Source organism: Pseudomonas sp. JZ114, assembly GCF_051027705.1.
Lineage (GTDB): Bacteria > Pseudomonadota > Gammaproteobacteria > Pseudomonadales > Pseudomonadaceae > Chryseomonas > Chryseomonas luteola.
This window is the reverse complement of sequence record NZ_CP069256.1, coordinates 883,574-905,032: the sequence shown is the minus strand read 5'-3', so window position 1 is coordinate 905,032 and position 21,459 is coordinate 883,574. Positions and strand designations below refer to the sequence as shown.

Annotated in this window: 18 protein-coding genes; 8 read left to right on the top strand and 10 right to left on the bottom strand. The window is 56.6% G+C overall.

Annotated elements, in window-relative coordinates; translation table 11 throughout:
* The first annotated feature begins 133 nt into the window (after positions 1–133).
* Both JQR90_RS04230 and JQR90_RS04225 read left to right on the top strand, forming a co-directional pair.
* Positions 134–1,105, top strand: a complete 972-nt coding sequence (locus JQR90_RS04230) for a polyprenyl synthetase family protein (protein WP_010797174.1) — start codon at positions 134–136, stop codon at positions 1,103–1,105.
* 162 nt (positions 1,106–1,267) lie between these two features.
* Positions 1,268–1,522 carry a PA4570 family protein gene (locus JQR90_RS04225; RefSeq protein WP_010797173.1) on the top strand — a complete coding sequence of 85 codons (255 nt, stop codon included), beginning with the start codon at positions 1,268–1,270 and terminating at the stop codon, positions 1,520–1,522.
* 26 nt (positions 1,523–1,548) lie between these two features.
* Here JQR90_RS04225 and JQR90_RS04220 read toward each other — a convergent pair whose 3' ends face one another.
* From JQR90_RS04220 to JQR90_RS04200, 5 genes are all read right to left on the bottom strand, one after another.
* On the bottom strand, positions 1,549–2,166 hold the full coding sequence (locus JQR90_RS04220; RefSeq protein ID WP_010797172.1) for an FKBP-type peptidyl-prolyl cis-trans isomerase: 618 nt from the start codon (positions 2,164–2,166) through the stop codon (positions 1,549–1,551).
* Between the two features lie 113 nt (positions 2,167–2,279).
* Positions 2,280–2,597 carry a DUF6482 family protein gene (locus JQR90_RS04215; RefSeq protein ID WP_010797171.1) on the bottom strand — a complete coding sequence of 106 codons (318 nt, stop codon included), beginning with the start codon at positions 2,595–2,597 and terminating at the stop codon, positions 2,280–2,282.
* A gap of 61 nt (positions 2,598–2,658) precedes the next feature.
* Positions 2,659–3,153 (bottom strand): TIGR00645 family protein, encoded by a 495-nt coding sequence (locus JQR90_RS04210; RefSeq protein ID WP_010797170.1) that lies wholly within the window; start codon positions 3,151–3,153, stop codon positions 2,659–2,661.
* A 120-nt stretch (positions 3,154–3,273) separates the two neighbouring features.
* Positions 3,274–3,615, bottom strand: coding sequence for a hypothetical protein (locus JQR90_RS04205; RefSeq protein ID WP_010797169.1), 342 nt, complete (start codon positions 3,613–3,615; stop codon positions 3,274–3,276).
* Between the two features lie 156 nt (positions 3,616–3,771).
* On the bottom strand, positions 3,772–6,204 hold the full coding sequence (locus JQR90_RS04200; protein WP_010797168.1) for a Lon protease family protein: 2,433 nt from the start codon (positions 6,202–6,204) through the stop codon (positions 3,772–3,774).
* 283 nt (positions 6,205–6,487) lie between these two features.
* On the opposite strand from JQR90_RS04200, the gene JQR90_RS04195 reads away from it, so the two are divergent.
* From JQR90_RS04195 to JQR90_RS04185, 3 genes are all read left to right on the top strand, one after another.
* Positions 6,488–6,868, top strand: a complete 381-nt coding sequence (locus JQR90_RS04195) for a hypothetical protein (protein ID WP_010797167.1) — start codon at positions 6,488–6,490, stop codon at positions 6,866–6,868.
* Between the two features lie 107 nt (positions 6,869–6,975).
* On the top strand, positions 6,976–7,923 hold the full coding sequence (gene rhtA, locus JQR90_RS04190; RefSeq protein ID WP_010797166.1) for a threonine/homoserine exporter RhtA: 948 nt from the start codon (positions 6,976–6,978) through the stop codon (positions 7,921–7,923).
* Positions 7,924–8,421: a gluconokinase gene (locus tag JQR90_RS04185; protein ID WP_010797165.1), complete on the top strand. Its 498-nt coding sequence runs from the start codon at positions 7,924–7,926 to the stop codon at positions 8,419–8,421.
* A 47-nt stretch (positions 8,422–8,468) separates the two neighbouring features.
* Here JQR90_RS04185 and ettA read toward each other — a convergent pair whose 3' ends face one another.
* Positions 8,469–10,133: an energy-dependent translational throttle protein EttA gene (ettA, locus tag JQR90_RS04180; protein ID WP_010797164.1), complete on the bottom strand. Its 1,665-nt coding sequence runs from the start codon at positions 10,131–10,133 to the stop codon at positions 8,469–8,471.
* A 296-nt stretch (positions 10,134–10,429) separates the two neighbouring features.
* Between ettA and JQR90_RS04175 the strand changes: the two genes are divergently transcribed.
* Both JQR90_RS04175 and glyA read left to right on the top strand, forming a co-directional pair.
* Positions 10,430–14,599: an EAL domain-containing protein gene (locus tag JQR90_RS04175; protein ID WP_010797162.1), complete on the top strand. Its 4,170-nt coding sequence runs from the start codon at positions 10,430–10,432 to the stop codon at positions 14,597–14,599.
* Between the two features lie 110 nt (positions 14,600–14,709).
* Entirely contained in the window at positions 14,710–15,963 is a 1,254-nt protein-coding gene (gene glyA / locus JQR90_RS04170) for a serine hydroxymethyltransferase (protein WP_010797161.1), read from the top strand.
* Between the two features lie 49 nt (positions 15,964–16,012).
* Here glyA and yjiA read toward each other — a convergent pair whose 3' ends face one another.
* The 3 genes from yjiA to JQR90_RS04155 all read right to left on the bottom strand — a co-directional run bounded on the left by yjiA (position 16,013) and on the right by JQR90_RS04155 (position 19,341).
* The gene (gene yjiA, locus JQR90_RS04165) at positions 16,013–16,990 is read right to left on the bottom strand and encodes a GTPase (protein WP_010797160.1); all 978 of its coding nucleotides are present in this window, start codon (positions 16,988–16,990) and stop codon (positions 16,013–16,015) included.
* 68 nt (positions 16,991–17,058) lie between these two features.
* Positions 17,059–17,262: a YbdD/YjiX family protein gene (locus tag JQR90_RS04160; protein ID WP_010797159.1), complete on the bottom strand. Its 204-nt coding sequence runs from the start codon at positions 17,260–17,262 to the stop codon at positions 17,059–17,061.
* Positions 17,263–17,274: 12 nt separating this feature from the next.
* Positions 17,275–19,341, bottom strand: coding sequence for a carbon starvation CstA family protein (locus JQR90_RS04155; protein ID WP_010797158.1), 2,067 nt, complete (start codon positions 19,339–19,341; stop codon positions 17,275–17,277).
* A gap of 308 nt (positions 19,342–19,649) precedes the next feature.
* Here JQR90_RS04155 and JQR90_RS04150 point away from each other — a divergent pair, with 308 nt between their 5' ends.
* On the top strand, positions 19,650–20,015 hold the full coding sequence (locus tag JQR90_RS04150; protein WP_010797157.1) for a PilZ domain-containing protein: 366 nt from the start codon (positions 19,650–19,652) through the stop codon (positions 20,013–20,015).
* Between the two features lie 10 nt (positions 20,016–20,025).
* Here JQR90_RS04150 and radA read toward each other — a convergent pair whose 3' ends face one another.
* On the bottom strand, positions 20,026–21,387 hold the full coding sequence (radA, locus tag JQR90_RS04145; RefSeq protein WP_434140516.1) for a DNA repair protein RadA: 1,362 nt from the start codon (positions 21,385–21,387) through the stop codon (positions 20,026–20,028).
* Between the last annotated feature and the right edge of the window lie 72 nt (positions 21,388–21,459).

Genomic DNA, 21,459 nt, shown 5'->3' with positions numbered 1-21,459 from the left:
TGCCTTGACAGTGCCACCCCTCCCCCCTAGCATGCCGCGCAACCCTATTGGAGCCCCGGCAGGTTACGCGCCCAGCGCTCCGCCCCGGCGCGCACTGTGCTGTAACAACGCACCGCACTTGGATACGCCCTACATGACGCAACCCCAGGCCTTTTATCGCGTGGTGGCTGATGATTTCGCCGCAGTCGATGGCATCATTCGCCGACAACTCACCTCCCGCGTGCCCCTGGTCGAAAAAATCGGAGACTACATCGTCTCCGCTGGCGGGAAACGCCTACGTCCCCTCCTGGTCCTGCTGACTGGAAATGCATTGGGCCATAGCGATTACCCGATTCGGCTACTTGCAGCCACCATCGAGTTCCTGCACACCTCAACCCTGCTGCACGATGACGTTGTCGATGCCTCAGGTCTACGTCGCGGACGCTCAACGGCCAATGCCCTTTGGGGTAATGCCCCTAGCGTGCTGGTGGGTGATTTTCTCTATGCCCGCTCCTTCGAGATGATGGTCGAGCTGGGCTCCATGGAGGTCATGCGCATTATCTCCCAGGCAACACGCGTTATTGCCGAAGGGGAAGTGCTACAGCTTTCCAAGGTCCGTGACGCCAGCACAACCGAAGAGATCTATATGGAGGTCATTCGGGGTAAGACCGCCATGCTGTTCGAAGCGTCAACACACAGTGCTGCGGCCCTGTGTGGCGCCTCAAGTGCGCAGGCAGAGTCCCTTCGGCAGTTTGGGGATTATCTTGGTATCGCCTTCCAGCTGGTCGATGACCTGCTGGATTACCGCGGCGACGCTACGACGCTAGGCAAGAATGTGGGTGATGACCTGGCAGAGGGTAAGCCTACCCTTCCCCTGATCGTAACCATGCGAGAAGGCACCGAGGAACAGGCGACCCTGGTTCGCAAGGCCATCCAGCAAGGTGGCAGCAAGGACCTGGAGGGTATTCGCACTGCAGTCGAAGCCGCCGGCGCGCTTGACTACACCGCCAATCTGGCACGTGACTATGCCGAGCGGGCCATTGCCTGCCTGGAAAGCCTGCCTGACAGCGTTCACCGTGATGCGCTCATCGAGCTAAGCCAATTTGCAGTAGCGCGTACGCACTGATATAGCAACCAAAAAGAACGCCACCTGCCGTCAGGCTCGTGGCGTTTTTTTATGTCTGTTTTGTGCTGCTGGTCGCCTTGGCCAGAAAAATTCGGATTAACCCTTGATTAATCAATAACAAGAATTATTCTCATTCATACACCCGATATGGAGGGATATGTCATGACTTATTTGATCGATGCTTGGCTGGACCGCCCACACCCCTACCTTCGCATACTCAATCGCGAGACTGGACAGGTATGCGTTGTACTGGATGAAGACGCATTGAATGAATTGTGGGAGATGGGCGAGCTTGATGTGCAAAGTTTGAGCAGCAGCGAACCTGCTCGCCAAAAGGAACAGGTCCGCCAACTCTTTCTGTTCTGCTATGCACGCGCCTTGCGGCCGGAGGACAGCAGTCAGCAGAGCTTTGGCTAAGCTGGTCTTGCGGCCAGCCCTAAGACTCAGAGAATCTCGAGCAGCTCTACATCGAAGACCAGTACGCTATGGGGCGGGATACTGCCAACACCTTGAGCGCCATAAGCCAGCTCACTCGGCACGGTTAGGCGCCATTTGCTGCCTACACTCATCAGCTGCAACGCTTCGGTCCAGCCTGCAATGACGCCACCGACGGGAAATTCGGCAGGCTGGCCACGTTCATAAGAGCTGTCAAAGACGCTGCCGTCGATCAGGGTGCCATGGTAATGGGTACGCACATGACTCTGGCGGCTAGGCTTGTCGCCCTGCCCTTCAACCAGCACTTCGTACTGAAGGCCAGAAGGCAACAGCACAACGCCGTCGCGCTTGGCGTTTTCCAGCAGGTAGGCGGCACCGGTTTCTGCGGCTGCAGCAGCCTTGGCCTGCGCTTCAGCCTGCATACGCTCGCGAATGTGTTTGAAGCTGTCATTCAGATCATCAACCGACACACGACTGTCTTGCTCGGTGTAGGCATCCGACAAACCCGCTAGCACAGCCTCAAGAGACATGCCAGGTACCGGATTCTGACGAAGCTGATCGCCCAGTTGACGGCCAATGCCGTAGCTCACACGACTTTCATGCGTGTCCAGATTGAGTTCGCTCATTAGTTACCTCGGCTACAAAACGCCCAGCCTAACACAGACGACTGCAAGGCTCAGCGTGCATGCGGCAGGTAAATGACGGGTGATACTGTCTCTCTTTGAGCTACCGCTCAGGCTCAAACGCTTGCTTCACCGTTACGGTTGAAACCAAGGCGCGTCTTTAAAGGCGCCTCGCTACGCGGCGCAGCGCCCACCATTTCGTCATAGGGAGAATACTGCACAAGGTAGAAGGGAAGCTCCGGTATCTCCCTGAGCACATGCTGGGCATGGCCGGGCGAGCGCAAGTGCATGGTCTTGCCATCGTTTTCCTGAAGACAGCTGCGAGTCTCTACGCCGAGTATGTCAAGGATATAGAACCCTCCTTCCAGCGATAGAAGGTTGAGTTCCTGAATGCGACCTGCCTGGGCTAATGCCTTTAACTCTTCGAGTCTCATAGCGCCTCCGGGAAAGTAGCTGCCAGCACGGCTAACAACTGTCTTGACCTCTTATGACCCGTTAATGGTCATGCTTGGTGAGCTTGTCTAGATAACCCATGGCAAATGCCGAGAGCACGAAGGTCAGGTGAATGATCACGTACCATTTCAGATAGGTGGTATCGACATTTTTTGCGTCCATGAAGATTCGCAGCAGGTGAATCGATGAAATCGCAACAATGGAAGCGGCGACCTTGTTCTTCAATGAACTGGAATCCATTTTGCCGAGCCAACTGAGTTTTTCCTTGTCATCTCCCAACTCAAGTTGAGACACAAAGTTCTCGTAGCCTGACAGCATGACCATGACTAGCAAACCGCCCACCAGAGCCATATCGATCAGCGACAGGACCAACAGGATCAGATCTGCTTCAGTTTGTTCGAATATATGCGGAAGTAAATGAAAGATTTCCTGGAAAAACTTGATGGCCAGCATGACCAGGGCTAGCGAAAGGCCAAAATAGATAGGTGCCAGCAGCCAGCGGGCAGCATACATAGCATTTTCGAAAAAGCGTTCCATGTAACTCGCTCATGACAAGTGATCCGGCGAGTATACCGGCGCATACAGCCCCGACAAACGCCTGGAACGGTACAAATCATGGCAAATCATGAGAGGCCCAACCCTTTTAGGCCAATTTGCTCACAGCTCGGGTCGAGCTTGGTACTTCATGACAGGTTGTGCACGTTCTCCGTTCATTCGACGGAGTTCACCTTGAATGTGCAAGCGCCAGATCTGTGGATCAGACGCAGGAACATAGCCTTGTTCCTGCAGATTCTCGGCAATCGCTGCCATGACTGCCTCAGCGACAACCGGTCCGTGAAAAGGCCCTTGCGCCTTGATCGCCGTTGGATGCTGACCCGTCAGACCAGCAGCACACAGTAGAGTCCACATTCCTGGCTGATGAGCCAATGGTTTGACTTCACATTCGATACGGGTAACAAGACCCAGGCAAGGACGAATTAGAGTGATGCTGCGCGGCATGGCATCTTCCTCGATCTGTTTTTTCTAATAAGCCTGTCGTGCCCGAGGAGTTATCGAGGAGCGATAACGAACTTCAGCAGCGCAAGCCAGCTGCGGTGTGCCATGACCCGCAGGCCATGGCACATCTCTCATTCTTCCGACCTGACCGCTATGTACTCAGTTCTCGTCGTGCGTGTCCTTTTTGCTCTTATCTTTCAATTTGTCGGCCAGTTCATCTTCTATCTCGAGTTCAGCGATGTCTTTAAGCCGCTCGACAACCCGAGCATTCACGCTGCCCTCAGGAAAACGCCCTTGTGCGTCTGGTGCACCTGCCGGCTCACCGACCAGAAGGCTTAGCGCTTCGTCTGCCTGACGAACGGCATAGATGTGGAAGCGCCCCTCTCTAACCGCCTCTACCACGCGCTCATCAAGCATGAGGTTGATTACATTGGCCCTAGGAATGATCACGCCCTGCTCGCCGGTGAGGCCGCGAGCAGCACATAAGCGGAAGAAGCCTTCGATTTTTTCGTTGACGCCGCCAACAGGCTGCACCTCACCAAACTGGTTAATGGAGCCGGTTATGGCAAAACACTGCTTCAACGGTGTACGTGAAAGCGCGGAAATCAAGGTGCAGGCTTCTCCCAGAGAGGCGCTGTCACCATCCACATAGCCATAGGACTGCTCAAGGGCAATGCTGGCAGAAATGGCCAGGGGGAATTCCTGGGCGTAGCGACTCCCCAGATAGCCTGTCAGGATCATCACACCCTTGGAGTGGATCGGCTGCCCAAGACTGACCTCTCGCTCGATATCGAGAATGCCGCTGGCGCCGGGATAGACCGTAGCGGAGATACGAGCAGGCATACCAAAGGCCGAGTCTGCTACCTCAAGAACGGTTAGGCCGTTGCATTTGCCAACCGCGGCGCCTTCTGTATCAATCAGGATCTGACCCGCCATGATGTCGTCCAACACACGGGCCGAGACACGACCTGTACGGGTTTCCTTGGCTTTCAACGCACGCTCTACGTGGCCTCGATCGGTCACTTCGTCACCTGCCAGCTGACGAATGAAATCCGCCTCGCTGACCAGTTGGAACAGATCACCGATTCGAGCCGACAATCGACCTTGATGTTCGGCCAGGCGAGCGCTGTAAGTGGCAAGACGCGCAACTGCCGTTGCGGTCAGGGGCGCCATGCCCTCTTCGGAGGTCCGTGTTTTGAGGAGCTGTGCAAACTGCTCAAGGCTGTCGTCACGCAGCGGAATCTCTTCATCAAAGTCCACCAGCACACGAAACATCTCCTGGAACTCCGAGTCGAGCTCCTGAAGGGTGTAATAGAGCTGCCGCGAGCCAATAATGATGACCTTGATGTTTAGCGGAATAACCTGGGGGGTCAGGCTGACGGTCGCAAAGCGACCAAGATCAGCCAGCGGCGACTCCATCTTGAGCTGACGTGAATGCAGGGCACGCTTCAGGGCATCCCAGACAAAGGGTTCGGTAAGCAGCTTTTCCGCCTCGACGATCAGAAAGCCGCCGTTGGCCCGGTGCAGTGCCCCTGGACGCAACTGTCGGTAGCTGGTGTAGAGCGCGCCTTGATCAGAGCTGTACTCAATGCGACCGAAAAGATTGTCGTAGGTGGGATGAGGCTCGAAAATGACCGGTGCACCACTGGTCGCATGGTGCCCAATAACCAGATTGGGCAGGTATTGCTCTTTCAGATCCTTACGGCGCTGTGTGTCCGTTTTGGCATCGTCGATCAGCAGATCGACCACCGTTTTGAGCAAGTCGACCTGCATGGCCTGCAAATAGGCACATACACCCGGGTTGTCATTGTATTTCTCAACCAGCGGAGCCAGCAGCGGCTGGAGAGCCAACGTGATGGTTTCTTCATTCAGGCGGCGCAACTCATTGCTGGACTCGCGACGCCATTGCGGCAGACTGGCCAGCTCCTCATTGAGCCGCTCCTCTAGTGAGGATATATCGGCATGGAACTGTTCGCGCTCCGCTTCAGGCAACTGGGCGAATTCAGCCTCATCCAGAGCCTTGCCCTCCTTCATGGGCGTAAAGGCAATATTGGTACTGTCGCGGTAGAGCGCTACGCTTTTTTCCAACGCTGCACGTTCTACCGCATCCAGCGCCTGGTCGTAGCGCTGGTTGAAGGCTCGATCGATGGCGCTCTTTTTCTGCTGATAGGCAGGATGCTCGAACACCGCTGGAAATGTGGAGAGCAGGTTATCGATCAGCTGCTCGATATCAGCGATGAAGTCATCGCCATTGCCTGGGGTCAGCTCGACAGCACGGGGCTCGCGCAGCTCTTCGAAATTGTTCAGGTAGGCCCAGTCCGAGGGCGTAGGCAAGCGCTTGCCTTCCGCTTTCAGAAACCGTTGCACGAAGGAAAACCGTCCCGTTCCCGGCTCTCCCATGACATATACGTTATAGCCTGGACGTGGCATCGCCACACCAAACTGCAGGGCCTCTACAGCGCGCTCCTGTCCGAGAATACCCCGGAATGGGTCTAGCTCATCGGTAGTACTAAAGGACAGCTGGGCGGGATCAAAGGGACTGGTCAATTCGTCAGGTGCCAGGCGCAGGCCGGCAGCTACAGGATCATGCATCGGAAATCCTTGTGTCGTTCGGACATATCTGTCCGCATTCTGGCGTTGCGAGCCGGATAAGAGCAAGGCATGGCACTGCCTACCCGGTCATCATGGCACACGAAGCGGTCACACCGTTTTGACGAATTTGTGACATGGAAGTGCCTAACTTCAGAAATAACACCGACTCGCCAGTCCGGGGCTACGCTTAAGGGAAGGGAGCAGGAAAAGAAACAGGTTATGCGCAGTCAATCCAAGGGTCTTCGTACTGCGCCAGCGACGAAGTTTGCGCAGGAGTAAGACCATGTGGATGAGAATGTTATTGGCTGTAACGCTACTTACCGGGCTGAGCGGCTGTGAGAGCTACCATGACCAGTTGGTTGCAAAGGGTTATCCACCTCCTTATGCCGATGGCTATCACGACGGGTGTCTGACAGGTAAACAGGCGGTAAATGGCATTGGGGCCCTCCATAAGAACGTCCCCCGCTATGACCAGGAGCGTTATTACGCGCAGGGGTGGGAGGACGGCTACCGCCAGTGTGCCAGCACGGCTCAGAACGAACAGACCCGTCGCTACTATGAAGAACATTGGAGTGAGCACGAGGAGGACTGGGAACGCAGCAAACGCCGTGGAATGGCCCGGGCCCTGCGCGGCGACAGCAAGGAACAGAAAGACAGCAATTGAAAGCACATCAGAAACATCCGACGCTCTGGCGTGACGCTACTAAGTAGTGCTCGCTTTGGCTTTCCCATTCTGCTATTGCTCAATCAAAACGGATAAGCACTAGCAGAATGTCTCAACTAAACGCTCGCCCCCTGGCTACTCTCATACCGGTCTGCCTGTTACTGGTGGCAATGATCTCTCTTCAAAGCAGCGCCAGCTTGGCCAAAAGTCTTTTCCCTGTCCTGGGTCCGATTGGTGTAACCGCGCTGCGCCTTCTCTTTTCCGCCCTGCTGCTTGTAGCTGTTCTTCGACCGTGGAAAGTCCTTGGCAAAGGGAAGCCATGGAAATCTCTGGTCGTATATGGCATTGCCCTAGGCATCATGAATGTTTCGATTTATCTGGCCATGCAGCGGATTCCCATTGGAATCGCAGTCGCCCTTGAGTTCACAGGCCCCCTGGCTGTCGCCATAATTGCCTCTCGCCGGCTGATCGATTTTGTCTGGATCATCCTGGCCATTTTAGGGCTGGTATTGCTTTTGCCGGTCGGGCATGCTGCCAGCGGTGTAGATCTACTGGGCGCGTTTTTCGCCTTGCTGGCAGGTGCCTGCTGGGCCCTCTACATTGTATTCGGCAAGAAAGCCGGGGCCGTCTATGGTGCGAGCACCGTTGCGCTGGGCTCGTGCATCGCAGCACTGGGAGTTCTGCCACTTGGACTTTATGAGACAGGTCCCGGTCTGTTTGCGGTGGAAACACTGCCGGTCATTCTGGCAATCGCCGTCATGTCCTCCGCGCTCCCCTACGTTCTGGAAATGATGGCGCTGACAAAGTTGCCTACCCAGACCTTTGGCACCTTGATGAGCCTGTCACCGGCCTTGGGTGCCCTGTCAGGCTTTATCTTTCTCGGCGAAACATTGACCCTCGGCCAATGGACGGCGCTGGCCTGTATTGTAGCTGCCTCTATCGGGACGACACTTACCATCGGGAAATCTTCTGATGCACCTCCCCCTGAATCCGGGGAGGCGCTTGCGGGTGAAGGGACTACCCTTAAAGGATCGAAACCCAATCGTGGAGGATGAATGATTTATCTGATCATGGGTGTATCTGGCAGTGGAAAAACCACTATAGGGGAACGCCTGGCCCAGCGTCTGGGCTGCCAGTTTTCCGATGCCGACGAGTTCCACAGCGACGCCAACCGGCAAAAAATGGCCAAGGGCATTCCTCTTGATGATGAGGACCGCTGGCCGTGGCTGGATGCCATTCGCACTGCGATGCAGGATGCCCATCGCCATCAGCGAACCCAGGTATTTGCCTGCTCAGCCCTGAAGAAGCAGTACCGGGAACGGCTGCAAACCGCCACCGACGGGATCGTTCTGGTCTTTTTGAATGGACCGGCCGAGGTACTCAGCGAGCGCATCCTCAATCGACGCGGGCACTTTTTCGATCCACGGCTACTACAAAGTCAGATCGACACACTTGAGCCGCCCGGTGAGCAGGAGGCGCTACTGGTTGATATTCGCCAGTCTCCGGATGAAATCATAGACAGCATTCTCCGGGCCACTCAGCACAAGAAATAAAAAAGGCCGCAGCATTACGCGGCGGCCTTTGGGTACAAAAGGGCTGATCAGCTCAGCTTTTTGTATTTCACTCGCTTGGGCTGCGTGGCAGCATCGCCAAGACGCTTCTTGCGATCCGCTTCGTACTCAGTGTAGTTCCCTTCGAAGAACACCACCTGAGAGTTGTCTTCATAGGAGAGGATATGAGTGGCGATACGGTCGAGGAACCAGCGATCGTGCGAGATCACGATGGCGGTGCCCGGGAAGTCCAGCAATGCTTCTTCCAGTGCGCGCAGGGTTTCGATGTCGAGGTCGTTGGACGGTTCGTCCAACAGCAGTACGTTACCGCCCTGCTTCAGCGTCAGCGCCATATGCAAGCGGCCACGCTCACCACCGGACAGGTCCTTGACGAACTTCTGCTGATCGGCACCCTTGAAGTTGAAGCGACCGACATAGCCGCGGGAAGGCACTTCATAGTTACCCACGCGAATCATGTCCAGACCATCGGAGACCTGCTCCCATACGGTCTTGTTGCCCTCCAGGCTATCACGACTCTGATCGACACTGGCGATCTGTACGGTTTCACCGATCTCGATGGTGCCCGAATCTGGCTGCTCTTTGCCGGTGATCATGCGGAACAGTGTGGATTTACCGGCACCGTTACCCCCGATCACACCAACAATCGCGCCCTTGGGCACACTGAAGCTCAGATTATCGATCAGAACGCGATCACCGTAGCCCTTGGTGACGTTATGGAACTCGATAACCTTGTCACCCAGGCGCGGACCAGCCGGGATGTAGATTTCATTGGTCTCGCTGCGCTTCTGGAATTCCTGAGATTGCAATTCCTCGAAACGCTGCAGACGAGCCTTGGACTTGGACTGACGGGCCTTGGCACCGGAGCGCACCCACTCCAGTTCCGCTTTCATGGCCTTCTGGTGAGCCGCTTCCTGCTTGGCTTCCTGCGCCAGACGGTTGGCTTTGGATTCCAGCCAGCCGGAATAGTTACCTTCAAACGGGATACCGTGGCCACGGTCCAGTTCGAGAATCCAGCCAGCCACGTTGTCCAGGAAGTAGCGGTCATGCGTGATGGCTACGACAGTACCAGCGAAGTCGTGCAGGAAGTGCTCGAGCCAGGCAACGGAATCGGCGTCCAGGTGGTTGGTAGGCTCGTCGAGCAACAGCATGTCAGGTGCAGACAGCAGCAGACGGCACAGCGCCACGCGACGCTTTTCACCACCGGACAGGTGCTCGATCTTCGCATCCCATGGCGGCAGGCGCAGGGCATCGGCGGCCACTTCCAGCTGCCGCTCGAGATTGTGGCCGTCAGAGGCCTGAATGATGGCTTCCAGACGCGCCTGCTCAGCAGCCAGCGCATCAAAGTCGGCATCCGGCTCGGCATAAGCGGCGTATACTTCGTTCAGGCGATCCTGAGCGTCCTTGATCGCACCAACGGCCTCTTCGACAATGTCCCGAACCGTCTTGCTCGGATCGAGCTGCGGCTCCTGCGGAAGATAACCTACGTTGATACCGGGCATCGGGCGAGCTTCGCCGTCGATCTCCGTATCGACCCCGGCCATGATGCGCAACAGGGTAGACTTACCCGCACCATTCAAGCCCAGCACGCCGATCTTGGCGCCAGGAAAGAAGGACAGGGAGATGTCTTTCAAAATCTCTCGCTTCGGGGGCACGATCTTGCTGACCCGATGCATGGAGTAAACGTATTGAGCCATGGATGAACCTTGGTACTGATGCAAAAGTAGGCGAATAGTATGGCGGGACTGAGCCAAGCTGTCGAAGTCCCTCACACACTATTTGATGGATTGCAGGTTATCGCTTCAGACGACAGCCAAACAATCATTCAAGAATCTGCACCCCGCGGGCGATAACGCAAAGGATATCCCAAATTCTCTTTTGTAATGGTGGACAGGATGATGACGATACCTTCCATGAGCGCCTCACCCAGTGACAGGACTGTCTATAGCGTGTGCGGTTACCGCTTGTAACTGCACTCTTTTGGAAAACCGATGTGAAAGCTTCTGCCGGCCTACCCTTACAAAACCTGCTGACGCGCTCTCCTGCACTCCGTATGTTGAAGTGGGTGCTGGCTGGGCTGATTCTGTTATTGCTGGGTGTATTGTCCTGGCAACTCCATAAGGAGCTGAATCAGCGAAGTGCCATGCTGGGCAGCTTCGCTCGGGAGCAGAGCCTGCAAAAGGCCGAATATATCGAGCAAGCCCTTGCGTTTCTTGCTCACCAAGCGGCGGCAGAGCTTGATGACGTAACGCCGGAGACAGGCATCGAGGCGCTACCGGCACAGTTGCAGGCTATCTATCCTAAGGCCAACCACCTCTATTGGGTTCCAGCCGACGCGCTTGAAGACCCGTCCTTATTTCCGTCAGCAGTCGACCCAAACTACCTGAGCCCTGCCCTACGACGTTTGGAGGCGAGACCGTTTTACTACGGCTATACGCCTCACGACGGTAGCTATGTGCTCCTCAGGCAGAGAAGCCAGAGCGATCAGGGCTGGTGGCTGATTACGGGCGAAGCCGGGTTGGGGCTGGAAAGGCTGAAAAACCACACCCATGAACTGATCTGGACTATTACAGACAAGGCAAGCGGCGCCACGTTGGCCAGGGATATGCCTGAGGAGCCTGCCGTTTCGGACAGCCAGACCTTTGCCCTCACATTAGATGGCACCAACTGGCAGCTCCGTAGCCATTTGAGCCCTTCGGTCCTGACCTGGAAAACCCTGTTTTTGTGGCGAGTTGCCACGTTTGTGTTGCTGACCCTATGCGCGTCCCTTCTGGTGTACTGCCTGCAGCGGGAGCAATCCGGCTTTCATCTTTCCTCACGCTCGTCACGGCAGAGCCTGCGCCTGATGATGCAAGCCCTGAATGCGGTAGATGAGTGCGTACTGGTCACCTATGAAGAGGGCCGCCTGCTTTACCTCAACCGGAAAGCCTCCCTTCTTTTGGGCATCGAACAGACAGATGCGGAGCAGCACACCTTGAGGGGTCTGCTCCCTGCACTAGACCTATCAACTCCGCAAGAGGCCGACAAGGATTGGATCGTCGAGCTATCCCAACCTGACGGCCAGCGCAGACTGTTTGCCGTCAGCCGCTACGGCGTAGGCTCGAATCGTTCCCTGGAGGAACTGGAAGATCATACGTCAGCCTTTACCGGGTGCGCCTGGATACTGCGGGACGTCACCGAGCAGCAGCAGGCGCTCCGGACGATAGAAAGTACACGCCAGCGCTACCAGAGCATTTTCGAAGGCATCAACACCGGCATTTGTGTATTGGACTTCTCCCGCCTGCAGCAGGTCCTGCTAGCACATCACATCACAAGTGCCCGGACGTTCTATCAATGGCTTGAGATCAACCCTTCACGGGGCCATGAGCTGCTTGGCCTGATTCGCATCACTGAAATGAATCAGATGGCGCTGACCCTGCTAGGCATTAAGACCATTGATCAGGCACTGGCCAACCTGATCGGCGATAGCAAACCCAACGCCCATGGCAAGCGCATGAAGATGATTGCCGCGTTGGCTGAAGGACAGCAGACCCTGGATGTGGAAGGCCGCCTCATAACACCGCAAGGTGATCGCCATCTCTGGTTCTCTGTCCACCTTCCTCCGGCAGAAATGGGATACGAGGCCGTACCGCTGAGCATAACGGATGTATCACGGCGCAAACGCACCGAACTCTCGCTGATCGAGCGGGAGCGCTTCTGGTCCGACTTGGTCAAAGCGGCGCCGGACACGCTTTATACCTATGACCTCAAGACCCAGACCATTGATTATCAAAACCATCCGCTGGGACTCAAGCTTGGTTATAGCGAAGCCGAACTGGACGCGTTGGGCCCGGACTACCTGACCACGCTCCTGCATCCGGATGACCATGAGTTGTACGAGCGCCTGCGCACCATGCGGCAGATCATTCAGGAAGGCCAGGTGAACGACTGCCTGGTTCGCTGGCATCACAAGAATGGCCACTGGTGCTGGTTCGATCTGCGCGAGCAGGCGTTCCAACGTGACAGCCAGGGTCAGATGCGCCAGATCATCGGCCTTGCGCTGGATGTTACCGAGATGGTCAACGCCAATGATCTGCTGCGTGACCAGGAGCGGCGCTATCGCCTGCTGGCGGAAAGTATCAGCGACATCATTTTCAGCACGGACCAGCAGCTGGCTATCAACTACATAAGTTCTTCGGCTGAAAACCTTCTGGGCTACAAACTCGAAACGCTCTACCAGCTCAACCCCTATGATCTGGCGACGCACTCCCAGCAACTCAAGAAACTGCGGGACTGGATAAAAAAGCTGCGTCGATCGCTTAGGTCAACCCAGTTAATGGCGGAAGTAGATCAGGAATCCAGTCAGGTCATTATCCTGGACTGCCTCCACGCCGACGGGCACAAGTTAAGCCTGGAAATGCGTCTGGAAACGCTATGGGACAAGCATGGTCGTTTCGAAGGGCTGCTGGGCATCTGCCGGGACATTACCGCCCAGCGACGCGCGGAAAAAGACATGCGGATGGCCGCTACCGTTTTCGATCACTCGGCAGCCGCCATTCTGGTCACCGATCCGGCTGGCTACATCGTACGCGTCAACCAGATGTTTACCCGTATGACCGGTTACGAGCCAGAGGAAGTCATCGACCAGCAACCGCGCATGCTATGTGCAGACCTTCAGGAAGCCAACCAGCTCTCTCATATCATGAACCATATGGCGGTACAGGGCAGCTGGGAAGGTGAACTGTGGCAAAAGCGCAAGGATGGTGAGCCTTACCCGTCCTGGATCGGCATTACCGGCGTACGCGACGATGAAGGTGATCTGGTCAGCTTCGTGTGTTTCTTCGTGGATATCAGTGAGCGCAAGGCCAGTGAGCGACATATTCACCGTCTGGCCTATTACGATGCCCTGACGCTCCTGCCAAACCGCACGCTGTTCCAGGATCGCCTCCACACTGCATTGGAGCAGGCGGTTCACCATGCCAGCTGGGTTGTGCTGATGTTCCTAGATTTGGATCGTTTCAAGCCGATCAACGATTCGTTGGGGCACGCTGCTGGCGACCGAATGCTCAAGGAGGTAGCTGTACGCCTAACCGCCTGTGTAGGAACGGAGGATAGCGTGGCTCGCATGGGTGGCGATGAGTTCACCTTGCTGCTGGCCAACCTAGGTAGTCGGGAGGAGGCCATGGCCTGTGCTATCCGCGTGGCCGAAAATATCCTGGAAAGCCTGTCCGAAGCATTTATTCTGGAAAATCGTGAGTTTTTCGTCAGCGCCAGTATCGGGATCGCGCTATCGCCTCAGGATGGCAGTGAGCTCAGTCAGCTAATGAAAAACGCGGACACGGCGATGTACCACGCCAAGGAGATGGGCAAGAACAACTTCCAGTTCTACCAGGCGGAAATGAACGCCCGTGCGCTGGAGCGCATCGAGCTTGAAGCCGATCTGCGACACGCCTTGCTGCAAAATGAATTTACCCTGCATTACCAGCCGCAGTACCGGTGCTCCAATGGTCAGCTGACCGGCCTTGAGGCCCTACTCCGCTGGAGCAATCCGCGCCGCGGCAACGTCTCGCCTGTCGATTTCATTCCAGTGCTCGAAGAAACCGGTTTGATCATTCAGGTTGGGGATTGGGTCATCAAGGAAGCCTGTCGCCAGCTGCGCGTCTGGCATGATGAAAAGGTTCGCATTCCAAAGGTGTCCGTCAACCTCTCGGCCCGACAGTTCGCCGACAATCGCTTGGGCGAACATATTGCCCAGATCCTGCAGGAAGTGGGCTTACCCCCCGCCTGTCTTGAGCTTGAGCTCACGGAAAGCATCCTCATGCAGAACGTGGATGATGCGCTGATGACACTCAAAAGCCTGAAAGAGCTGGGTGTATGCATTTCGGTAGATGACTTTGGAACCGGCTACTCCTCGCTCAACTACCTGAAGCAGCTTCCCATCGACATTCTCAAGATCGACCGCAGCTTTGTGGATGGCTTGCCCCATGGAGAGCAGGACGCCCAGATTGCGCGCGCCATCATTGCCATGGCCCACAGCCTCAACCTGTCGGTCATTGCCGAAGGGGTGGAAAATGAAGAGCAGCTCAAATTCCTGCGTGACCATGAATGCGACGAAGTTCAGGGGTATCTGTTTGACAAACCGCTGTCACCCGAGCTGATCGAGGCCCGATTGCGGCTGATGTAGCCGCCATGAATGCTGTTCGACCGCTGCATGACGGGTGCTCATACCCAGTCCACTGTGGATTGGGATAGAATGCGCCCTCTTTTAGCCCAGTCGCTTTTCAGGGGAACCCCATGTTCAGCCGTGACTTAACCCTCGCCCGCTTCGACGCCGATCTGTATGCCGCTATGGAGCAGGAAGCCCAGCGTCAGGAAGATCACATCGAACTGATCGCTTCGGAAAACTACACCAGCCCGGCTGTCATGGAAGCCCAGGGCTCTGTCCTGACCAACAAATACGCCGAAGGCTATCCACACAAGCGCTACTACGGTGGTTGCGAATTCGTCGACAAGGTCGAGCAACTGGCAATTGACCGTGCCAAGCAGCTGTTTGGTGCCGACTACGCCAACGTTCAGCCCCACGCAGGCTCGCAGGCCAACTCTGCGGTTTACCTGGCACTGCTGCAGCCTGGTGATACGATCCTCGGCATGAGCCTGGCCCATGGTGGTCACCTGACCCACGGCGCCAGCGTCAGCTCTTCCGGCAAGATTTATAACGCAGTTCAGTACGGTATCAATGAAAACGGCCTGATCGACTACGATGAAGTCGAGCGCCTGGCGGTTGAGCACAAGCCGAAGATGATCGTGGCCGGTTACTCGGCATACTCGCAGGTACTGGATTTCGCCCGCTTCCGTGAAATTGCGGACAAGGTGGGCGCTTACCTGTTCGTTGACATGGCTCACTTTGCCGGTCTGGTTGCTGCAGGTATCTACCCGAACCCGGTTCCGTTCGCCGATGTCGTGACCACGACGACTCACAAGACCCTGCGTGGTCCTCGTGGCGGCCTGATCCTGGCTAAGGCCAATGAGGAAATCGAGAAGAAGCTGAACTCGGCTGTCTTCCCGGGCGCCCAGGGTGGTCCGCTGATGCATGTGATCGCCGCCAAGGCCGTATGCTTTAAGGAAGCGCTGGCGCCTGAGTTCAAGCAGTACCAGCAGCAGGTCATCCAGAATGCCCAGGCCATGGCCGAGGTGTTTATCCAGCGTGGCTTCGATGTGGTTTCTGGCGGTACTCAGAACCACCTTTTCCTGCTGTCCTTGATCAAGCAGGACATCACCGGTAAGGATGCCGATGCGGCTCTAGGTCGTGCATTCATCACGGTAAACAAGAACTCCGTTCCGAACGATCCCCGCTCCCCCTTCGTGACCTCGGGCCTGCGTATCGGTACTCCGGCCGTTACCACCCGCGGCTTCAAGGAAGCTGAATGCCGTGAGCTGGCCGGCTGGATCTGCGACATCCTCGATAACATGGGCGATGAGTCCGTGATCGATGGCGTACGCGAAAAAGTCCAGGCTATCTGCGCCAAGTTGCCGGTTTACGGTCAGTAAGCTCAAGCCTTACGAAAAGCCCGGCTTATGCCGGGCTTTTTCATATGCCTCAGACTTGTGCCGCCTCGAGACCTTCGCGCAGCTCGGCCTCCGGCAATTCCATGCCAATAAAGACGATCACGCTTTCTCGCACTTCGCCCTCCTCCCACTCCCGGTCCCAGTCAGCGCCGTACAGCCGCTGAACACCCTGAAACAAGAGCTTTCGAGGCTCTCCGGCAATATCCAGAATACCCTTGTAACGCAGCAGATTACTGCCGTGCCGCTCAAGTACCCCTTCCATGAAGCGACTGACGCGGTCGATATCGAGCGGACGTTCGGCCTTGAGCGCCAGCGAAGTGATGTTGTCCGGCTTCTGGGTACGCACCGGCGTTAGCGGGCGGAAAAGCATCTGACGATCCAGCTGATCGTTCAGATTGAACCCTCTGATATCCAACAGGACGCTCAGGTCAACCTGACCATGATCCACCACATGAACCGGCGCCCTTCGATTGATGCGTTGCAAACGTTCGCTCAAAGCCGTGAAGGCAGTCTCATCCACCAGATCGCGCTTGCTAACCAACAGGCGATCCGCAAAGCCCACCTGGGCCTGGGCAATGGGTCTGGATAGCTGCTCCTGGGCATGAACAGCATCCACCAGCGTAATGATGCCATCCAGCAGATAGCGTTCGCGCAGATCCTCATCCATGAAGAAGGTCTGAGCAACCGGGCCTGGATCGGCCAGGCCGGTACACTCGATCACCAGTCGGTCGAATTCGATCTCGCCCTGGTCGAGCTGCTCCAGCAATACCGTCAGCGCGTAGGACAAGTCTTTACTACCGGTACAGCAGACGCAACCATTGGCTACCTTTACGATGCGTACAGCCTTATCGCCCAGCAAGGCGCCGTCAATGTCGGCCTCACTGAACTCATTTTCGATGACAGCGATCTTGAGGCCATGATCACCTTCAAGCAGGTAACGCAGCAGGGTTGTCTTGCCAGCACCGAGAAAGCCGGTCAAAACCGTTACAGGGATGGGGGTTGTAGACATATAAGCGGCCTTAAATGAAACGGGCCAGGCTAAAAGGCCTGGCCCGGTTGAATCACACCTTGACGTGCTTAGCAGCAGCGGAAGGTCTTGCCTTTGCCGCCACCATAACGCGCTTCCTGCCGCTCACGAAAGAACTCTTCGTAGGTCATGACAGGCAGGTCCGGATGTTTGCCGCGCATGTGCTCGACGTAGGTGTCGTAATCCGGCATTCCGACCATGAGGCGAGCCGCCTGCCCCAGGTACTTTCCAAGATTGGCGAGGTCATTGAACATGCGCAGCTCCCATCAGACATTTGTCAGCGGTTGGAAAGGCGTTTCCTTGTCCGTGCGCTGAGGCTTGGACAAAGCGGCATAACCCACCTTCACGGTATAGAACAGCACGCTGGCGACTACGATCAGGAACAGTACGGTCAGAGTCGCATTGGTATAACTGTTGATCATGATCTGCTGCATCTGCTCAACCGACTTGGCCGGTGCCAGGATCTGGTCAGCCGCCAGCGCATCACGGTATTTGTGCGCCTGAGCCAGGAAGCCAACCGCCGGGTTGCTGTCAAACAGCTTGATCAGACTGGCCGTGGTTGTGCAGATCAGCAGCCACACGGCCGGCAATGCAGTTACCCAGGCGTAACGCTGACGCTTCATCTTGATCAGCACGACCGTACCCAACATCAAGGCAACACCGGCCAGCATCTGGTTGGAGATACCGAACAGCGGCCAGAGCGTATTGATGCCGCCCAGCGGATCGACAACGCCCTGGTACAACAGATACCCCCAGAGCGCAACGCAGCCACCTGTGCCAATCATATTGGCGATCCAGGAGTCGGTACGCTTGAGTGCCGGTACGAAATTGCCCAGCAAATCCTGCAGCATGAAGCGACCCGCACGGGTTCCGGCATCAACAGCCGTCAGGATAAAGAGCGCCTCGAACAGGATCGCGAAGTGGTACCAGAAGGCCATGGTGTTTTCACCCGGCAGCACCTGATGCAGGATCTGCGCGATACCGACCGCCAGTGTGGGAGCACCGCCGGCCCGCGTCAGGATGGTGGTTTCGCCAATGTCCTGTGCGGTCTGGGTCAGGATCTCAGGTGTTACCGCAAAGCCCCAGGAGCTGATCGTGGCAGCAACGCTTGCGGCATCGGCGCCCACAATGGCCGCCGGACTGTTCATGGCAAAGTAGACGCCCGGCTCGATCACCGATGCTGCCACCATGGCCATGATCGCCACAAAGGATTCCATCAACATGGCGCCATACCCAATGTAACGGGCATCTGTCTCACGGCTGAGCAGCTTGGGCGTGGTGCCTGACGAGATCAGCGCGTGGAAACCGGAAACAGCGCCACAGGCGATGGTGATAAAGAGGAACGGGAACAGGCTACCCTTCCAGACCGGGCCGGTACCGTCTACAAACTGAGTAACAGCTGGCATCTTCAGCTCAGGTGCAATGAAGAGAATACCGATAGCCAGCGCGATGATGGTGCCGATTTTAAGGAAGGTCGACAGATAATCACGGGGCGCCAACAGCAGCCAGACGGGCAGCACGGAAGCCACGAAGCCATAGCCGATCAGCATCCAGGTAATCTGTTCACCCGTAAAGGTGAGCCGCGGCCCCCATACCGGATCAGCCGCAATCACGCCACCAAACCAGATGGCGGCCAGAAGCAATACCAGGCCGACCACAGAAATCTCACCGATATGGCCCGGGCGGATATAACGCATGTAAACGCCCATGAATACCGCGATGGGCAGCGTTGCCAGAACGGTAAACATCCCCCATGGGCTGTGGGCCAGCGCTTTCACCACAATCAGGGCCAGCACCGCCAGGATAATGATCATGATCAGGAAGCAGCCAAACAAGGCAATGGTTCCCGGTATCTGCCCCATCTCCTCGCGGACCATCTCGCCCAGCGAGCGGCCGTTACGGCGGGTGGAGATGAACAACACCATGAAGTCCTGGACCGCACCGGCAAAGACCACGCCGGCAATCAGCCAGAGTGTGCCGGGTAGGTAGCCCATTTGCGCGGCAAGTACCGGGCCGACCAGCGGGCCTGCGCCTGCAATGGCAGCGAAATGGTGACCGAACAGTATGTGCTTGTTGGTCGGTACGTAGTCCAGACCATCGTTATTGAGAACAGCCGGTGTTGCCCGGTTCGGGTCCAGCTGCATGACTTTGGTAGCGATGAACAGGCTGTAATAGCGATAGGCAACGAGATAGAGCGCGACGGCTGCAACGACGATCCATAACGCATTGATCGTCTCTCCACGGCGCAAGGCCACCACTCCCAAGGCGCAAGCCCCTACAGCCGCGACCACGGCCCAGGGCACGTGGCGGAATACACTCTTGTTATTATTCATAAAGGCTCCATGACAAACGGACAAAGAAGCTGCCGCTCAAGCTTAGTTCAAGCTAGCAATTCCGCCATCAGACCTTGGTCTAGAGCGTTTGGTTTGTAGTGGTCATTTGAATATTCATACCGCAGAAGGCAGATGCCGGATAGTCATGCCGACACCCGCTTGCATCAGCAGACCAAGCCCGGACCTTTTGTCGAACAACCTGCCGTTCGTTGACTAAGCTGTAACGCTAAGCGGCAATACTTTAGACGCCGCGCCTTGGGCCGATAGAATGAGGTGAAGTCACCTCTATCGCATTCAGGAGTAGCGACATGACTGATTCAACCGAACGTCGGCGTTTCAAGCGCTTCGCGTTTGACGCCACGGCGCGGATTCAACAGGGCGAACAGCACTGGACAGCGCTGGTCAACGACATTTCCCTGAAGGGATTACTGACACAAAAGCCTGACGACTGGAGCGGCCGTCAGGAGGTGCCCTTCCAGATCGTCATTACACTGGACGCGGAAACACAGGTCGAGATGAGCGCCGAACTGGTACGGCTAGAAGCCGAACAGCTGGGCTTTGCCTGCCAGCAGATCGATCTCGACTCCATCAGCCACCTGCGCCGTCTGGTCGAGCTCAACCTGGGCGACCAGTCCCTGCTTGAGCGCGAACTGGCGGCCCTTGGCAAGGACTGACCCAGGCGGCTTACTCGAATAAGGCATCCAGCGCCTGGTCAAGACGGGTCACTGCGACCACTTCAAGACCAGCGGGTGCCTCCTTGGGCGCATTGCCTTTAGGTACGATGGCGCGCTTGAAGCCATGCTTGGCGGCTTCCTTCAAGCGCTCCTGTCCACTGGGCACTGGACGAATCTCACCCGAAAGACCGATCTCGCCAAAGACCAGCAGGTCGTGGGGCAAGGGGCGGTCACGTAGGCTGGAGATAACCGCTGCCATCAAGGCCAGGTCCACAGCTGTTTCCAACACCTTCACACCGCCAACGACATTTATAAACACGTCCTGGTCATAGGTGGGAATGCCGCCATGGCGGTGCAGTACGGCCAACAGCATGGCCAGACGGTTCTGATCGAGACCGACCGTCACCCGACGCGGGTTGGCCAAGTGACTGGTATCGACCAGCGCCTGCACCTCAACCAGCATTGGTCGAGAGCCTTCCCAAGTCGCCATGACCACACTGCCTGGCACGGCCTCTTGTGCACGGGTCAGAAAAATGGCCGACGGGTTGGATACTTCCTTCAGGCCTTTATCGGTCATTCCGAAAACACCCAGCTCATTTACAGCACCGAAGCGGTTTTTCACTGCCCGAAGCAAACGCAGACGGCCATCCGATTCGCCCTCGAAATACAGAACAGTGTCCACCATGTGCTCAAGCACGCGCGGACCCGCCAGGGCACCTTCCTTCGTCACATGTCCGACCAAAAACACAGCCGTTCCGGTCTGTTTGGCAAAACGCACCAGAAGTGCCGCGCTTTCACGCACCTGGGCAACGCCACCCGGTGCGGATTGGAGATGCTCAGTAAAAATGGTCTGGATGGAGTCCACTACCATGACCCGCGGCTTTTCCTGACGTGCCGCGGCAATGATGCTCTCGATGCTCGTCTCGGTCATGACCTTGAGTTTGTCTTCCGGCAGCCCAAGGCGCCGGGCCCGCATGGCCACCTGTTGCTGGGACTCTTCGCCTGTCACATAAAGTGCTGGCATACGCTCGGCAATGCGGCAAAGCGTCTGTAGCAAAATGGTGGATTTACCAATGCCTGGATCACCGCCGATCAGCACAACCGACCCATCGACCAAGCCACCACCCAATACGCGGTCCAGCTCTGTGGAGTCTGTAGTGAAGCGTGGAGTTTCCTCAACGCTGACCTCGGCCAATGTCTTGAGCACGGTCTGCTGGCCCGCCCAGCCGCCACGGCCGGAGGCACCGGCTGCCGACTCGACAACCGTTTCGACAAGCGTGTTCCAGGCGCCGCACTCGCCACACTGCCCTGCCCATTTGGGAAACGTTGCGCCGCACTCTGTGCAGCCGTACATGCGCTTGGCTTTGGCCATTCCAGGCTCCTGAAAACAAAGCCTGATTATACACCACTGTATGAATTTACAGTTAACTCGATTCGCGTTTCC

What these genes read in the sequence shown, in the direction of transcription:
- JQR90_RS04205 (WP_010797169.1), bottom strand. Translation starts at nt 3,615, where the DNA reads ATGCCGCGCAGCATCACTCTAATTCGTCCTTGCCTGGGTCTTGTTACC.
- ettA (WP_010797164.1), bottom strand. Translation starts at nt 10,133, where the DNA reads ATGGCTCAATACGTTTACTCCATGCATCGGGTCAGCAAGATCGTGCCC.
- JQR90_RS04155 (WP_010797158.1), bottom strand. Translation starts at nt 19,341, where the DNA reads ATGAATAATAACAAGAGTGTATTCCGCCACGTGCCCTGGGCCGTGGTC.
- rhtA (WP_010797166.1), top strand. Translation starts at nt 6,976, where the DNA reads ATGTCTCAACTAAACGCTCGCCCCCTGGCTACTCTCATACCGGTCTGC.
- JQR90_RS04210 (WP_010797170.1), bottom strand. Translation starts at nt 3,153, where the DNA reads ATGGAACGCTTTTTCGAAAATGCTATGTATGCTGCCCGCTGGCTGCTG.
- radA (WP_434140516.1), bottom strand. Translation starts at nt 21,387, where the DNA reads ATGGCCAAAGCCAAGCGCATGTACGGCTGCACAGAGTGCGGCGCAACG.
- JQR90_RS04230 (WP_010797174.1), top strand. Translation starts at nt 134, where the DNA reads ATGACGCAACCCCAGGCCTTTTATCGCGTGGTGGCTGATGATTTCGCC.
- JQR90_RS04195 (WP_010797167.1), top strand. Translation starts at nt 6,488, where the DNA reads ATGTGGATGAGAATGTTATTGGCTGTAACGCTACTTACCGGGCTGAGC.
- glyA (WP_010797161.1), top strand. Translation starts at nt 14,710, where the DNA reads ATGTTCAGCCGTGACTTAACCCTCGCCCGCTTCGACGCCGATCTGTAT.
- JQR90_RS04185 (WP_010797165.1), top strand. Translation starts at nt 7,924, where the DNA reads ATGATTTATCTGATCATGGGTGTATCTGGCAGTGGAAAAACCACTATA.
- JQR90_RS04200 (WP_010797168.1), bottom strand. Translation starts at nt 6,204, where the DNA reads ATGCATGATCCTGTAGCTGCCGGCCTGCGCCTGGCACCTGACGAATTG.
- JQR90_RS04215 (WP_010797171.1), bottom strand. Translation starts at nt 2,597, where the DNA reads ATGAGACTCGAAGAGTTAAAGGCATTAGCCCAGGCAGGTCGCATTCAG.
- JQR90_RS04220 (WP_010797172.1), bottom strand. Translation starts at nt 2,166, where the DNA reads ATGAGCGAACTCAATCTGGACACGCATGAAAGTCGTGTGAGCTACGGC.
- yjiA (WP_010797160.1), bottom strand. Translation starts at nt 16,990, where the DNA reads ATGTCTACAACCCCCATCCCTGTAACGGTTTTGACCGGCTTTCTCGGT.
- JQR90_RS04225 (WP_010797173.1), top strand. Translation starts at nt 1,268, where the DNA reads ATGACTTATTTGATCGATGCTTGGCTGGACCGCCCACACCCCTACCTT.
- JQR90_RS04160 (WP_010797159.1), bottom strand. Translation starts at nt 17,262, where the DNA reads ATGTTCAATGACCTCGCCAATCTTGGAAAGTACCTGGGGCAGGCGGCT.
- JQR90_RS04150 (WP_010797157.1), top strand. Translation starts at nt 19,650, where the DNA reads ATGACTGATTCAACCGAACGTCGGCGTTTCAAGCGCTTCGCGTTTGAC.